A 14170-nucleotide genomic window follows, 5' to 3' on the forward strand; every position below is an offset into this window, starting at 1 on the left:
ATAGGGGAGATTGCTTCGTTCCACTGCGTTCCACTCGCAATGACTGAACCCTTGTCATTGCGACCTCCGGGAAGCAATCGCCAAGTTTACCTGGATAGGGGAGATTGCTTCGTTCCACTGCGTTCCACTCGCAATGACTGAACCCTTGTCATTGCGACCTCCGGGAAGCAATCGCCAAGTTTACCTGGATAGGGGAGATTGCTTCGTTCCACTGCGTTCCACTCGCAATGACAGGAACTCTCGATTCGCCATGACGGGAACTAGCGCCCACGTTTGAGCCACCAGAAACCGCCGATCAGGAGGATTGAACTGGTAATTAAGACAAAAACCGGGGTTCTAACTGGGGACAGAAACCCGGTTTCTGGTAACGGATCAGACTGAGCATCGCCGATGAGGATGAAGGGTGACCAAATATGGGGGTGATGTTTGAGTTGATTGAGTTTGGCTTGGCGTAAGGCTTGTGCTTGGGTCATGCCTTCCGTAATGTATTGGTAAAAATCGCTCATTAGTTCCTTGGTGTACCGATCTTCTGCTTGCCATAAACTGGCCATGACGGCTTGCGCTCCTGCCCGTTCAAACAGGTACGCGACTCCGGAAATGGAATTTCCCTCTAGGTCGGCTTCGCGGGCAGTTTGGCAGGCGCTGAGGGCAATTAAGCGGGTGTCGGTTAACCCCAGGAGGGCGGCATCTTGGATGGGCCACTGGCGATCGGCGAAGAGGATGGTATTTGCCGCTAGGGTGGCTGTATCGGTTTTGCCATTCTCCTCGGATTCAAACTGACAGGGTTGATCCTGAAAACAGCCGTGGGTGGCCAGATGGAGGAAGGGGAACTTAGGCGCTTGGGTCTTAAACTGGTCGAGGGTGGCGCTCTGGTGCAGGTAGCCCTGGCTGTTGCGGAAGAGTTGGGTAATGGTGTTGACTTCGGCTTCCGTTCCCGGTAGGTCTAGGGGAGGATCGGGTTTGGGGTTGCCGAAGGCCAGGAGACGGCGGGAGTTGTTTCGAGTTTGAGGGTTGGAGGGGGTTGGGGAGAGGCGCGTCAGGTAGTTGATGGGGTATTTTTCAATCAGGAATTGTTTGGTTTCTCGGTCGTTGAGGCTTTCAAAGGGGATGTAGCGCAGTTGGCCGGTGGCAATGATGCTCAGGTGTTCGGGGTTGTAGGCGTTGAGCTGGTCTTCGATGGGGCGAATGAGGATGTAGTAAAGGTCGCGACTGGTGGTGAGAGAGTCTTTGTGTCTGTTTTCGAGTTGTTGGGGATAGCGCTGGACGAGTTGGTTAAATTTCTCGGCATCGAGGGGGGTTTGCACGACTTGGAAACTATCGCGGGTGAGCAGAAACAGAGCTAGGGTATTGGGAACGTTCGTAATATTGGTGAGAGGAACCGGTTGCAGGACAAGGGTTCCTGGGGGGATAGTGGCTTGCAGTTGCTCGATGTCGATGAGAGGGGTTTCAAACAGGTCAGCCGCTTCGGGGAACTGTTGGGCTATTTGTTCTGCGAGTTGAATATTTTCCGTCTCTAGGTCACCAATGCGGCGCGAAAGTTGGTCATCGGAGAAGTCGAGTTGCAGTTGTTGTCTGAGGACTTCGAGTTGTTGGGAGCGTTGGTTATATTCGTCGATGAGGGCTTGAGCTTCGGGGTTTTGGACTTTTGCTCCGAGGAGGCGAGTATAGTCGGCCAGTTCGTAGGTGGTGACGCGGTTTATCCAGGTAAAGGCTTCTTTGGGTTGGTTTTGTTCGATGAGCAGGGAAGTTAGGGCGATAGCAGGGCCTCGGTTAGTTTCGATAAAGGTTTTCCGATTTTCTTGTTTCAGGTTGCTGCGAAGGGTGAGGGTTATTTCTAGGGATTGTTTTAAGTGTTCGATCGCTTTTTCCGGTTGATTGGTGTCTCGATAAAACGCAGCAATGTTACTCAAAGTCGTGGCTTCTCCCCCTCGGTCTTGCACCGCTCGGCGAAGGGGTAAAGCTTGTTCGTAATAGGCGATCGCCTTTTCTACTTCTCCGATGCTGTCGTAAACTCCTCCCAAATTATTCAACGTGGTGGCTTCTCCCCCTCGGTTTTGCACCGCTCGGACAAGGGGTAAGGCTTGTTCGTAAAAGGCGATCGCCTTTTCCACTTCTCCGATGCTGTCGTAAACTAATCCCAAATTATTCAACGTGGCAGCTTCTCCCCCTCGGTCTTGCACCGCTCGGAAAAGGGGTAAAGCTTGTTCGTAATAGGCGATCGCCTGTTCTACTTCTCCGATGCTGTAGTAAATTCCTCCCAAACCAGTCAACGTGGCAGCTTCTCCCCCTCGGTCTTGCACGGCTCGGAAAAGGGGTAAGGCGTTTTCATAGGCTTCTATGGCTCGTTGCGGTTCTCCTATAGCATGAGCATTATACCCAATTGCATTCCAGGCTAGAGCTTCAAGTTCTGTGAGTTCTAGTTTTTGCGAAATGGCTAATACTTGCTGCCAAACCTCTAAAGCTTGTCGTGGTTTTCCCTGTTGTTGCAGTTGTCTGGCTTGCTGTATTAATTGTACGATCGCTGCGGCAATTTCCTCCGCCGAAGGTTGCCGATTTTGGGCCCAACTGGGTTGCTCTGCCACCGTCACCATTACCGGAGTCATCCATACGCCCAGCGCTACCAGTGTTCCGAGGATTCTCATATCAATGAACAATGAATAATGAACAATGAACAGCGAGCGATCGTTTCTATTGTATCGGAAATTTCTCTGGCGGGGATGTTGTGGGTCATGGCCAGGGGAACGGAGTGTAGGGAAGCCCTCTCATATTACCGCAGGGGGCTGAGATTGCTTCATTCCGCTTCGCTTCATTCGCAATGACTTGATGTCATTGCGAGCGGAACGCAGTGTAGCGAAGCAATCTCAATAAGTCTCCAAGAGTATGAGATGGCTTCACTTCGTTCGCCATGACATTGGGGAACACAGGGTGCGAGAAGGGCAAAGAAACCCGGTTTCTCGCTCCTCTCCATCGCCGGGTGCATCTGTGGGCACAAACCCGGTTTCTAACAGCCGCCAGAAGCACGGAGAAACCGATCTGCGTTAAACTGACGATATCAACCCAGTTAACAACATGGCAACTGCCCTCAATAGCGAACAACTTGCCAATCTCAAGCGCTTTCAAGAACGTCTTCCCAAAAATGCTGGTGCAGTAAAAATCTACGATCTTCCCAATGGAGGTAAAGCCTTTCTCGCTGATGTTCCCGCTAGAAACATTCCCGGTTCTTTTGCCACCTATGAAAAACAAATAGACTCGACAGGAACAACCCTTTTCTATACGAAAACCACCTATGCACCCGATGGTAGTATTGTTCACGTTAAACAAAAATACCCATGAAAACTCGAACCCAATGGCTGAATGCCCTATTAAACTTCAACCAACCCATCGGTGAAATTGTGCCCCATCTTCATGATTTCGGATGGGATAGTGATACCCCTCTTGTTGTCCTCAACCGTCAACATTTATGCTCCATTTTGCAACGTTATCTCGATCGTAAACTCTCTGCTGAAGATCTAGAAGATTGGGCAAATACCATTGAAGGGCGAGAGGATATTGCCTATGATGATGAAGATGAAGAATTATTAGAAACCCTAATCTTTGAACTGGCTAATCCTTTACTCACTGCTCCCCTATCTGTACCACTTGTGCAAGATAGGCTGGAAAAATTGAACCGTTCACCGATAACCAACTTGGAGCATATTTAGAGATACACAGAAACCGAGTTCGCGAGAAGTGCAAAGAAACCGGGTTTCTACTACCTCTCCATCCCAGGGTGCATCTGTGGGAAGAAACCCGGTTTCTAACCGCCGCAAGAAACACGGAGAAACCGATCTACGTTAAACTGACGATATCAACCCAGTTAACAGTAATGACCATCCCATCAGAACTGAATGTTCTCATCAATCGGTTAAATGCGGAACTTGATAAAGTCATAGAAGTTAAACTAAAAGTTGAGACTCTTGTCAATCGTTGGAGACCCTAAAATGAAATCTGTGATTAATGAAGCGCAAATGCTGGAAGATCTCGAACTTTTGCAAGAATGCGAACAATCGGCCAGAGAACTCTATGAACTTTCCATCGCCTTCGCCAACCAATGCCAAGAAATCGTTAAAGAAGCTTCTGCCATTGAGCCAAGGGAAAAAACAGTTTCCGATCTCCACGATAATTGAAAATCTATCTTATGTATCACTCCATCGTTGGCCTTGGCTGGCGCGAGAAGTGCAAAGAAACCGGGTTTCTGCTGCCTCTCCATCCCAGGGTGCATCTGTGGGAAGAAACCCGGTTTCTAACAGCCGCCAGAAGCCAATCATAAGTTACAATCCTTAATCATCTCTCCCCTATCTCACTCCGATGACCTTAGAACAAGTCTTCAACTTAGCCAAACAACTTTCTCTAATCGACAAAATACGCTTAATTGAAAAAATCGCGCCTGAAATTGAGCGCGAAGTGGCTCAAACTACCGTAACTCCCCGGCGCTCTTTATGGGGGATCTGTAGCCATTTAGGAACAGCACCTTCAGCCGAAGAGATTGATAACGCTCGTCTAGAAGCCTGGAGTCGCTTTCCTAGGGAGGATATTTAATGCTTCAGGCAATTGTTGATACCCATGCGGTGATTTGGTATATTTTTGCCGATTCTCGTCTGTCCAACATCGCTCGAATGACCATAGAACAAGCATCGAAGAGGTACAAGAGTGGGTAGGAAAGGGTTCCGAAGACGTGAATCAGGCGATCGCTGCCCTGTTTGGGTTCCTCCACTCCACCCTACAAATTGAGTCATATTGGGAAAGTTTGGGTAACTTTTTGACTTCTGTAGTTAACCCCTCTCCCGTGGGAGAGAGGTTTGGGAAGAGGGTTACAACGTAACCGGAAGAAATCGATTATTTAACGCTGCTGGAGTCGTGCGTTCCACCACACCCAGATACAAGCCATTAAACAGAATCGCCGTATCCGAGCCGGTTTGTAGCAACTGGAGATTGCCTTGAGTAACCCCATCGGTTAAACCAATATAGTCAACTCCATTACCGAAATCGCGAATCCGGTCAGCTTGGAATACTGTAGTTACCGCGCCACTCGTGGGTAAAACAAACACATCATTGCCAGAGCCACCACTCAGGTTATCCGTGCCTGTACCTCCCTCCAGGTAGTCATTTCCGAAATCACCGTTCAGATTATCATTACCCGTACTGCCGCGCAGAGTGTCATTATCTTGACCGCCGTAGAGGAAATCATTTCCGGCTGCCCCAAAGAGGGAGTCATTACCCTGGTTACCGTTAATGAAATCATTGGCCGGGCTACCTGTGACAATATCATCCCCTTGCAGGGCAGAAATACTGCGGAGATTGAACGCGCCCATGTCGATAACATCATTACCGGGGGTTGCCCGTCCAGTTCCGAAGGATGGACTAGGACTCGGTGCGGGTGCAGGACTTGGTGCAGGTGCAGGACTCGGCGCAGGCGCAGGTGTAACCATGCCTGGGAAGGTCGGGAAACTGGGGAAGGCTGGGAAACTGGGGAAGCCTGGAGACGGTGAAGGAGCTGGGGTTGGCGAAGGCGTGAGACCGGGGCGACTGGTATCGTTATCGAGAACCGTCACCGTTACCGGGTCGAGGGTTAAATCGCCATAGTCGGCATCAGTAGAGGCTACGGAGAAGTTAATCGTGCTGCTGTGGGTTCCTTCAACGATGCGATCGTCAAAACCAGTAATCGTAAAGGTTTGCACCTCAGTGTAGTTCGCTGGCGTAAACGTCAGCACTTGGGGAGTCACCAAGCTTTGCACATCCGGTTGAACGCTAATCACCACATTAGAACTGGGGCGACTTTGCAGACCCACAGTATATTCAATCGACTGGCCATCTTCACTGACGATGGTTTCGACCGTGCTAGGCTCAAAGGTCAAGCCAATCTCGTCAATATCCTCATTAATCACCGCCACATTCTGCACCGGCACATTATTAAACCGTTCATCCGTGCTAGTGGTGGGGGTACTGAGAATCGTATAAGCTTGGTTGCCATCGACCACCCCATCAGGAACCCCTTTAATCGTAATCGTTTGGCGAACATTAAAGTTTTGGGCATTAAAGACCAACGAAGCATCCGCCGCAAAATTTTGGCCATCCGTAGAAATTAAGCCTTCTTCCGCATTGGAGGTATTAAAGTCAATCTGGACATCGGCTAGGGGCGCTTCACTGGTGGACAGCACCACATCAAACGTCTGAGTTGTACCACTTTCAGAGGTTCGCAGACCCGTCACTGGAGTCACATTCACCCCGAAGGTGTCGATATCCAAGTTCAGAACATTAAATTCATTGTCTTCCAGTTCCAGTCCGTTGTAGTTGGGGTCAGCACTTTGGGCGGGGGCAAGGGTAACCACATAGGGTTGGTCTCCATCGATAATCTCATCGGGAACCCCCAGAATGTCCACCACTTGCAGTTGAGTGGCATTTTGGGGCGTAAACGTTAGACTCGCAGGAACGGCATTGCCTTCCGTAGGGTCACTCACCACAATCGGGATGACCACATCACTGGTGGGAATACTACCCAACCGGGCCGAGATTTGGAAGCCTGTCCTATCTTCACTGGTGATTAACTCGCCACTGGGAACATTAACAAAGATATCCGGTTGGTCGTTATCTAGGATATTGGCCGTGAGGGTACTGCGTTGATTCTCCTGTTGGGTGAGAGGGGTATCATTCACCAGGATGGCGTTGGTGCTGTTAAACCTTCCATCTTGGCTAATCACCGCCAGTTGCAATTGTCCCGTATGGTTGCCTTCTTGCACCAAGTCATCCACTGCGCCTACAGTGACGGTTTGGGGCCGGTTCCAGAGGGTACGGGGGTCACTGGGACTGAAGCTGAGGGTAAAGGGAGCATTTTCTAGGGCGTTGCCATTTGCACCCGCAGTCAGTTGGGAATCTGGGGAAGACACCACTTGTACTGTGGTGTTAGGAGCCGGTTGTTGGGCCAGGCGGATGGTGTAGGTGTTGGTGTCGCCATTTTCAGAGACTACTAATCCTCTTGTGCCGTCGGGTTGTTCGTTTTCGTCTACGAATACCCTGGTGTCGTTGTCGGTGACGTTGGCCGTCACTGGAGGAACAAAAATCTGGTTATAGCTGGGGTCAGCGCTAAAGGTTTGGAAACTGATGTTACTCTGGTGCGCTCCCTCCACATCCCCATCATTCACCGCAATAACTTGTACTACCTGGGGACGATTGAAGTTTTCTGGGGTGAAGGTGACCACATTGGGGGCAATGGTGGATTCGTTATCGGGGGTGAGGACAATGGTAACCGGGGCAGTCGGTGGCGTGGTGAGTTCTAAACCGATAAAGTCAGTTACTCCCCCTTCAGTGATGTCTAATGTGCCGCCAAAGGGGGTGACAATTACCCCTTCAAAAGATAGTTTGCTGACGAATGAATCTTTGTAGTTGGGCACAGATACGACATCAACTAATGTTCTAACACCAGGCGCTGGATTTGCTTCAACAATGTAGGGCCCCAATGCTGGACTTGGGTCACCGAACTGGTATCCGAATAGAGTAGGTTCTCCAGGTATGGTTCCCGGTAAAGGTTGTTCTGGATTACGATTAATGTTGAGATTACTAGAGCCAGTTTGTCCTGTGGTATAGGCAGCACCAAACTGATCGACTGCTACCCCATAGCCAAAATCATCGCCATCCCCACCATAAAAGGAGGAGTAAATCAGGTTTGTACCATCGCGATTGAGTTTGGTTAAGAAAGCATCTGTGCGACCACCAGCAAAATTAGGTTGTTCTGCATTCCTAGTAGGGAAAGTTGTGCTGGAGGCGGAATTAGTTGTACCCACCACATAGGCTTGTCCTGCTTGGTCTAAACCAATGGTGGAGGCCGTTAGGGGTAAGAAAGCCACCCCTTCATTCCCCGTACCGCCTAAGAAGGTAGAGTAGGCTAGGGATTGACCATCCGGGTCAAACTTACTAACAAAGGCATCAAAGCGCCCACCTTGATACTCGGTTTGGAACGTCGGTTGGGCAAAGTTGCGAATTTGTCCCGATGCCAGGTTTTGCCCTGTGGGGAAGTCAGCCGAGGGCGTAATCCCGGTCACATAAGCTGCTCCGGTAGAGTCTACCGCAATACCCCCAGCCACATCACCGCCACCACCACCGAGGTAGGAGAAATACAGTTGTTGGCTGGCATCGGGGTTAATCTTAGACACAAACACATCACTAGAGCCAACTAGGTTGGTTTGATAGGTTCCAGATGTGGCTAAACCGGAAGATTCGGTAGTTCCGGAAATATAGGCATTGCCTGTGCCATCAATGTCAATACCAATGCCTTCTTCAAATCCAGGGCCACCCACATAGGTAAAGTACAGTAACTGGTTGCCGGTAGCGTTAACCTTGGCAATAAAGGCATCACTGCCATTGGTGGGGTCGGTATTTTGTTGGAACACTCCAGCCGTTCCCAGACCGGTCGATGTGGTTTGTCCGGTAATATAGGCGGAACCATTGCTATCTAGGGCAATGCCTGACCCTCGTTCATACCCGCTACCACCGAGGTAAGAGGCGTAGTCAATTTGGGTTCCCGTGGGGTTGAGTTTGAGGACAAAGGCATCCTGAGAACCGCCCGCAAAAGGCTGGAAGGGGGTAGTTGTGCGTCCCACTTGTACCGGGAAGTCTGGAGATTCAGTTTCCCCAACAATATAGGCATTCCCGGCACTATCTACGGCAATATCATTGGCCCGGTCTTTGTCTACACCACCAATATAAGTGGAGTAGACGAGTTGACCATCAACACCAATTTTAGAAATAAAGGCTTCGCGAACATCATTACCGGCTGTGGGGTCAGGTAGGGGCCGCGTAAAAGGCGGTTCTGTGTCTTCTTCTGGGCGAGTGGGGAATGTAACCGATCTAGTTTCTCCGGTGACGTAGGCAGCACCAAATTTATCTACGGTAATCGCATAACCGGCATCTTCTGAAGGAACGGGATCGGCTAAGTATTCAGCACTGGCAATAAAATCACCATTCTGAAAGGTTTCTACTTCTTCTCGGAAGAGGGTAACAACGAAGGGTTCGCCGGTTACTGGGTTCGTTCGGACTTCTTCTTCTTGTCGAATAACGGTGCGGACATCAATAAATGGCTGTACGTCAACTTCAACTAGACCACCCCCATCAGGAGGGGTTTCAAAAACAGCACCGCCTAAGTAGTTGGAGTATTCCAGGATGGGGTCGAGGACTAATTCATGATTGGGGTCGTAGCTGCCGACTTCAAAGCCAATCTGGTTCCCCTCTAGAATCTTGTAAGCAACATCTACATCAACTTGCTGACCGTTAATAATTTGATAGGCAATGGGGGTTTTCTCCGTTAGCTCTCCGGTGTCGGTAATGAGAGCAAGGGAGCCATCTTCCCGAATTTCAATGTCGTTGACGTTCTCGTAGGCCAGTTTAATCGTGTCAACGCTTGCACCGGGAGCCACGTAGATATCCCGTTTAACTTGTCCGCTTTGCCCGGAGTATTTAACGTCAATGCCATCATAGACTTCTTCGTACCATACGCCCTCGAAGGTGGCGATGTTGGTGCGCCATTTGTTGGGGTCATTGCCGATGAAGAAGTTGGCAATACCGGGGAGTTGCTCCCATCCTCTGACTTCGGCGTTGGGGTTGGAGCCAACAAAGTTCGCCCGAATGACATCATCACCATTGGCAACGACGATTTCTTCTTGAGTAAAGAAAACTTCGCCTACATCTCCATCGCGAACATGGAAGGATACGGAGTCATCGACCTGTCCATCATTTTGGATGAAACTGAGGGGCCGTTGTCCGGCGAACTCTGCCCTAGCTTCCGGAGAAACTGGCGCGTTAGGCGCTTCTGATGCTAGGAGTACGTCGTCTTGTGGTGTTTGTGCGGTGCTTGATGGCAGTTGACTATTAATTCCCATGTTGTCCTCACCCCATACCTTTTGTACAGAACCAACTATAGCAAAGCTTACCCATTGTTTTGACCTCTGTTGTCAATCCCGTGAGTTTCTTTCCATCATAGCTTGGGGGATGGGGGGATGGGGGAATGGGGAGGATGGGGGGAATAGGGAATAGGGAATAGGGAATGGGGAATGGGGAATAGGGAATAGGGAATAGGGAATAGGGAATGGGGAATAGGGAGCAAGCTATCACCATGTCCCCGCGTCCCCGCGTCTCCGTGTCCCCGTGTCAATGATAGGGACGCGGGGATAAGTCATTATTACCCATTTTTAATTCTTAATTTTTATTTTTTAATTGTTCTAATGGACAGGAAACGGTAGATAATAAAATATTGATGGGTTAAAGGAATTGGGTATTATTGAGTTTAATTAAGTAAGTTTGAGTTGTTTTTTGGAGGGGTCTTGACTTTGTTTTTTCTTAAGATTTGGGGTTAAGAATAGCCTGGAATGAGTAAGGGTTGTTGAGTAGGGGAATTATAGGTTACCGTCCTTTCCGTAAGGGAATTTAGGTAAATTTTTTTATTTTTCGAGCTTTTCGGGCGCTGTAGTGTAGGTTACAGAAAGTTAAAATGGTGGATGAGGCGATGATTTTTGTTAGGTTTTTATGACTTAAAAAGGAGTTTCCTTAGTATTAATTCAAGAAACTATAAAAAGGGCAAAATTGCGACATGATTTTTATCGAAGACTGATGTAGCATTCTTGTGAATTAACGGTAAAGTGTAAGTCAAATCTTCTAAATCGAAGGAATCAAGGAAAGATTCACAAAGATTTACAAAGAACTAACGTCACATGAATCTAAGGAGATTAGATTATGGTTCAAACTCCAACTAAGGCGATCGCCAATACGTCAGCCAACAACCCAGCGCCCCACCTATGTCCTCCCTACTACGGACTCGACGAACTCGGTTTTCTCAATCTGCAAAAGGTCTATCGCAATCTAGCGGTTCCCAAGCTATTGGAACATGCCCTAGCGCGAAAAGAAGGGGTTTTGGCATCTAATGGTGCATTTTGTGTGGAAACAGGCAAGTATACGGGGCGATCGCCCAACGATCGCTTTATCGTCGATGAACCCTTCATCCATGATGAAGTCCACTGGAACAAAGTCAACGTCGGCTTATCCCCGGAAAAATTCGACATGCTCCATAGACGGGTTCTTGCTTACATTCAAGGCAAAGACCTCTACATTTTCGACGGCTATATTGGCTCCGATCCCAACTACCGGATGAGCGTGCGGATCATCAACGAACTCGCCTATCAAAATATGTTCGTGCATCAGATGTTCATCCGCCCCACCGCAGAAGAACTAACCAGCCATCAGGCAGACTTCACGATCATTGCCGTTCCTGGCTTAAAAGGCGATCCCGGTATTGACGGTATCCACAGCGAAGCCTTCATCGTTGTTAGTTTCTCTAAAAAACTAATCCTCGTGGGTGGTTCCTTCTACGCAGGGGAAATCAAAAAATCCGCCTTCTCCTACATGAACTACTGCATGACCAAGCGTAACGTGCTACCCATGCACTGTAGTGCCAACATGGACGATGAAGGTAACACTGCCCTCTTCTTCGGACTCTCCGGAACCGGAAAAACCACCCTGTCTGCCGACACCAGTCGCCGCCTAATCGGAGATGATGAACATGGATGGTCTTCTGATGGCATCTTCAACTTTGAGGGAGGATGCTATGCCAAAACCATTCGCCTCTCCAAAGAAAAAGAACCAGAAATTTGGGATGCGATCCGCTATGGTTCGCTCCTAGAAAACGTCATCCTAGACGAAGAAACCCGCACTCCCGACTATGACGATGGCAGTTTAACCCAAAATACCCGTGGTGCTTACCCCATCAACTATATTCCCAATTGTGTGATTCCAGGTATTGGCGGCCATCCGATAGCCGTCATCTTTTTGACTGCGGATGCCTTTGGAGTCTTGCCTCCCATTTCCAAACTGACAACTGAGCAAGCCATTTATCACTTTTTGTCTGGTTATACGAGCAAACTGGCAGGCACAGAACGGGGAATTACGGAACCAGAAGCTACCTTCTCCGCTTGTTTCGGTAAGCCATTCCTACCTCTGTCTGCCACAGTTTATGGGGAAATGCTGGCCAAACGTCTAGAAGAACATAAGGACACCACCTCAGTGTATCTGATCAATACCGGATGGACGGGCGGCCCCTATGGTGTCGGTAACCGGTTTGATATTCAAGATACCCGCTATATGGTTTGGGCTGCTTTGAGGGGCAATCTGGATAAGGTGAACTTCAATCCCCACCCAATCTTTAAGGTTTTGGTTCCGGAAAGCGTTCCCAATGTCGATCCGAAGATTCTCAACCCGAAAAATACCTGGAGCGATCCAGAAGCTTATGATCGCCAAGCGAAAATCCTAGCCGAGAAGTTCATCGAAAACTTCAAACGCTTTACAACCGCTAAACCCGAAATTATCAACGCCGGGCCGAAGCTGGATTAGTCCCTGGGATAGGGGGATGGGGGGATGGAGGACGCGGGGACGCGGAGACACGGAGACGCGGAGATTCTCTCTTGCCTATTGCCTATTCCCTGTTCCCTATTCCCCAAATGCTTAAAACATTCTTGCCATCAGCAGGGTTCAGCAAAGGAAGTGTCAAAGTAGATCGGGGAAAGTGATTTCCCTATTGCGATTACAGGAGTCATGTCAATATGACAGTCAAAGTTGGTATTAATGGATTTGGTCGTATTGGGCGGCTAGTGTTTCGGGTCGCCGTTGCCCATCCAGAGATTGAAGTTTGTGGCATTAATGACCTAGTTCCTCCAGAAAGTATTGCCTACTTACTCAAATACGATTCCACCCACGGCCCCTTTAAGGGCACAGTGGAAGCCAAAGAAGGGGCGATCGCCGTTAATGGTAAAGATATCCCTTGTTACTCCGTGAGAAACCCAGCCGAACTACCCTGGGGTAAGACTGGGGTGCAGTTTGTGGTTGAGTCCACAGGTTTATTTACCGATTATGAAAAAGCCTCTGCACACCTACAAGCAGGCGCGAAACGGGTAGTAATTTCTGCACCCACCAAGGAAAAAGACCCAGATAAAGTCCCCACCCTTCTAGTGGGAGTCAATCATAACAGCTATGACCCCGCGAAGCATACGGTGGTGTCTAACGCCAGTTGCACCACTAACTGTTTAGCTCCCGTTGCTAAAGTGATTAACGATAACTTTGGCTTGGCAGAGGGCTTAATGACTACGGTTCACGCCATGACTGCCACCCAACCCACCGTTGACGGCCCCAGCCGTAAAGATTTACGCGGCGGACGCAGTGCCACCCAAAATATTATCCCTGCTTCTACTGGAGCCGCAAAAGCTGTGACTCTGGTGTTACCGGAACTCAAAGGCAAGCTCACCGGGATGGCTTTCCGGGTTCCTACTCCTGATGTTTCAGTTGTAGATTTAACCTTCAAGACCGAGAAAGCCACGAGCTACGCCGAAATCTGCGCAGCGATGAAGAAAGCGGCAGAAGGGGAAATGAAAGGTGTGTTAAGGTATACGGAAGATCCGGTAGTTTCGTCGGACTTCACCTCCGATCCCCATTCGAGTATTTTTGATGCTGGCGCAGGCATTGAATTAAACTCTAATTTCTTCAAGATTGTCTCTTGGTATGACAATGAATGGGGTTATTCTAACCGCATGGTAGATTTAATCTTAGCCATGGCAGCTAAGGAATAATTTACTTTTCTCCTTCTCTTTTCCTATTAATGCTGTATGGTATAGGGTGAGCGTGTCTCACCCTATTTTTTAATGGGTAATGGGTAATGGGTCATTTGGTGAAAGGTCAAGTGGCTTTATATTGAACCTTTCTGCCAGTTCATCTGGTGATATTCCGGCCATTTCTCCCACAGTTTCAAGTATTCTTAGCTCCTCCTTTATTTTCTGAGCGCCCGCAGCAATTCTTTGCTGAGACTCAGGAGAAAAGGTGCTTCTTATTTCTTTATAAGTTTTATATTTTTTCATACTAATTCGCCCTCTTCTGTCTCTTCTAGATACAGCAGTTTTCGCTGCTATGCGGTACATTTCGATCCCCCCAACCCCCTTTAAAAAGGGGGGCAGTAAAAGTCCCCCTTTTTAAGGGGGATTTAGGGGGATCTTTTCCGACTGTACCTCATTACCGCGCGAAGCGCGGTAAGTGTATCAACATAGGGTCTTCCCAATTGTGCCCCTTTTTCCTCAAGAACATCGATTCTGCCCATTACCCATTACCC

At 48.9% G+C, this 14170-nt stretch carries 10 protein-coding genes; 6 read left to right on the forward strand and 4 right to left on the reverse strand.

Annotation, left to right across the window (positions count from 1 at the left end; all coding sequences use genetic code 11):
• Positions 1-260: 260 nt before the first annotated feature.
• The gene (locus PJF56_RS16145; RefSeq protein ID WP_283763720.1) at positions 261-2642 is read right to left on the reverse strand and encodes a CHAT domain-containing protein; all 2382 of its coding nucleotides are present in this window, start codon (positions 2640-2642) and stop codon (positions 261-263) included.
• A 427-nt stretch (positions 2643-3069) separates the two neighbouring features.
• Here PJF56_RS16145 and PJF56_RS16150 point away from each other — a divergent pair, with 427 nt between their 5' ends.
• From PJF56_RS16150 to PJF56_RS16160, 3 genes are all read left to right on the forward strand, one after another.
• The gene (locus PJF56_RS16150) at positions 3070-3333 is read left to right on the forward strand and encodes a hypothetical protein (protein ID WP_283763721.1); all 264 of its coding nucleotides are present in this window, start codon (positions 3070-3072) and stop codon (positions 3331-3333) included.
• Positions 3330-3701 carry a hypothetical protein gene (locus PJF56_RS16155; protein ID WP_283763722.1) on the forward strand — a complete coding sequence of 124 codons (372 nt, stop codon included), beginning with the start codon at positions 3330-3332 and terminating at the stop codon, positions 3699-3701. The genes PJF56_RS16150 and PJF56_RS16155 overlap by 4 nt, the downstream gene beginning before the upstream one ends.
• Before the next feature lie 279 nt (positions 3702-3980).
• On the forward strand, positions 3981-4166 hold the full coding sequence (locus PJF56_RS16160) for a hypothetical protein (protein ID WP_283763723.1): 186 nt from the start codon (positions 3981-3983) through the stop codon (positions 4164-4166).
• A gap of 9 nt (positions 4167-4175) precedes the next feature.
• On the opposite strand, the gene PJF56_RS16165 is transcribed toward PJF56_RS16160, so the two are convergent.
• Positions 4176-4307: a hypothetical protein gene (locus PJF56_RS16165; RefSeq protein WP_283763724.1), complete on the reverse strand. Its 132-nt coding sequence runs from the start codon at positions 4305-4307 to the stop codon at positions 4176-4178.
• Positions 4308-4347: 40 nt separating this feature from the next.
• On the opposite strand from PJF56_RS16165, the gene PJF56_RS16170 reads away from it, so the two are divergent.
• The gene (locus tag PJF56_RS16170) at positions 4348-4578 is read left to right on the forward strand and encodes a hypothetical protein (RefSeq protein ID WP_283763725.1); all 231 of its coding nucleotides are present in this window, start codon (positions 4348-4350) and stop codon (positions 4576-4578) included.
• Positions 4579-4850: 272 nt separating this feature from the next.
• Here the strand turns inward: PJF56_RS16170 and PJF56_RS16175 are convergent, their stop codons facing one another.
• Positions 4851-9908 (reverse strand): DUF7948 domain-containing protein, encoded by a 5058-nt coding sequence (locus tag PJF56_RS16175; RefSeq protein ID WP_283763726.1) that lies wholly within the window; start codon positions 9906-9908, stop codon positions 4851-4853.
• An 850-nt stretch (positions 9909-10758) separates the two neighbouring features.
• Here PJF56_RS16175 and pckA point away from each other — a divergent pair.
• Complete coding sequence (pckA, locus tag PJF56_RS16180; protein ID WP_283763727.1) at positions 10759-12408, forward strand: phosphoenolpyruvate carboxykinase (ATP); 1650 nt, start codon at positions 10759-10761, stop codon at positions 12406-12408.
• 209 nt (positions 12409-12617) lie between these two features.
• Positions 12618-13637: a type I glyceraldehyde-3-phosphate dehydrogenase gene (gene gap, locus PJF56_RS16185; protein ID WP_283763728.1), complete on the forward strand. Its 1020-nt coding sequence runs from the start codon at positions 12618-12620 to the stop codon at positions 13635-13637.
• Positions 13638-13706: 69 nt separating this feature from the next.
• Here gap and PJF56_RS16190 read toward each other — a convergent pair whose 3' ends face one another.
• Positions 13707-13922, reverse strand: coding sequence for a hypothetical protein (locus PJF56_RS16190; RefSeq protein ID WP_283763729.1), 216 nt, complete (start codon positions 13920-13922; stop codon positions 13707-13709).
• Between the last annotated feature and the right edge of the window lie 248 nt (positions 13923-14170).

Source organism: Roseofilum halophilum BLCC-M91 (genome assembly GCF_030068445.1).
Classification (GTDB): Bacteria; Cyanobacteriota; Cyanobacteriia; order Cyanobacteriales; family Desertifilaceae; genus Roseofilum; species Roseofilum halophilum.

What these genes read in the sequence shown, in the direction of transcription:
- pckA (WP_283763727.1), top strand. Translation starts at nt 10,759, where the DNA reads ATGGTTCAAACTCCAACTAAGGCGATCGCCAATACGTCAGCCAACAAC.
- PJF56_RS16155 (WP_283763722.1), top strand. Translation starts at nt 3,330, where the DNA reads ATGAAAACTCGAACCCAATGGCTGAATGCCCTATTAAACTTCAACCAA.
- PJF56_RS16165 (WP_283763724.1), bottom strand. Translation starts at nt 4,307, where the DNA reads ATGATTGGCTTCTGGCGGCTGTTAGAAACCGGGTTTCTTCCCACAGAT.
- PJF56_RS16160 (WP_283763723.1), top strand. Translation starts at nt 3,981, where the DNA reads ATGAAATCTGTGATTAATGAAGCGCAAATGCTGGAAGATCTCGAACTT.
- PJF56_RS16190 (WP_283763729.1), bottom strand. Translation starts at nt 13,922, where the DNA reads ATGAAAAAATATAAAACTTATAAAGAAATAAGAAGCACCTTTTCTCCT.
- PJF56_RS16175 (WP_283763726.1), bottom strand. Translation starts at nt 9,908, where the DNA reads ATGGGAATTAATAGTCAACTGCCATCAAGCACCGCACAAACACCACAA.
- PJF56_RS16170 (WP_283763725.1), top strand. Translation starts at nt 4,348, where the DNA reads ATGACCTTAGAACAAGTCTTCAACTTAGCCAAACAACTTTCTCTAATC.
- gap (WP_283763728.1), top strand. Translation starts at nt 12,618, where the DNA reads ATGACAGTCAAAGTTGGTATTAATGGATTTGGTCGTATTGGGCGGCTA.
- PJF56_RS16145 (WP_283763720.1), bottom strand. Translation starts at nt 2,642, where the DNA reads ATGAGAATCCTCGGAACACTGGTAGCGCTGGGCGTATGGATGACTCCG.
- PJF56_RS16150 (WP_283763721.1), top strand. Translation starts at nt 3,070, where the DNA reads ATGGCAACTGCCCTCAATAGCGAACAACTTGCCAATCTCAAGCGCTTT.